Origin of the sequence: Neisseria sp. P0020.S003, assembly GCF_051957095.1 — a bacterium.
GTDB lineage: Bacteria > Pseudomonadota > Gammaproteobacteria > Burkholderiales > Neisseriaceae > Neisseria > Neisseria subflava.
The window spans coordinates 1-486 of record NZ_JBQCWU010000058.1; the positions used below are offsets into that span (position 1 = coordinate 1).

Sequence of the window (486 nt, forward strand, 5' to 3'; positions counted from 1 at the left end):
CCGTCAACGTATCGAAGCAGGCTACCGCTCCACTGGCGAAGGCCGTATGAACTAAGCCAACCTGACTGCCTATCAGCAAAAACTGCGTACGGAAGACGATGCCGTTGATGTCAGTATTACCCGCATGGGCACGCGCCAACTGGGCAACTCGAACCGTTATTCCGAATACGGTTTCAATCAGACCATACGTGGGCTGAACGGACGTAGAGTGTGGGAGTTTGACGGCGCGGTCAAACACACCGTCGTTGCCGGTGCTGAATACAAACACACCGAGACCGCCCGCGCGCGCGACGGCATGACAGCGGACAATCCGACCGGCACCGTCAACACAGTTTCTGCAGACCGCACCTATCCGAATAAAAAAGGACCAGACAGCAAGTGCAAAACGTTCAGTGTTTACGCACAAGAAAGCCTGACCTTCGGCAATGGTATCGTTCTAACGACGGCCTTGCGTTGCGAAAAGGAGAAGCTGGGGGTGGGGGGAGG

The 486-nt window shown here is 55.8% G+C and carries 1 pseudogene; it reads left to right on the top strand.

Annotation, left to right across the window (positions count from 1 at the left end):
* Positions 1-124 precede the first annotated feature (124 nt).
* Positions 125-486, top strand: a pseudogene (locus ACTHTQ_RS11300) (TonB-dependent hemoglobin/transferrin/lactoferrin family receptor); the annotation flags it as partial.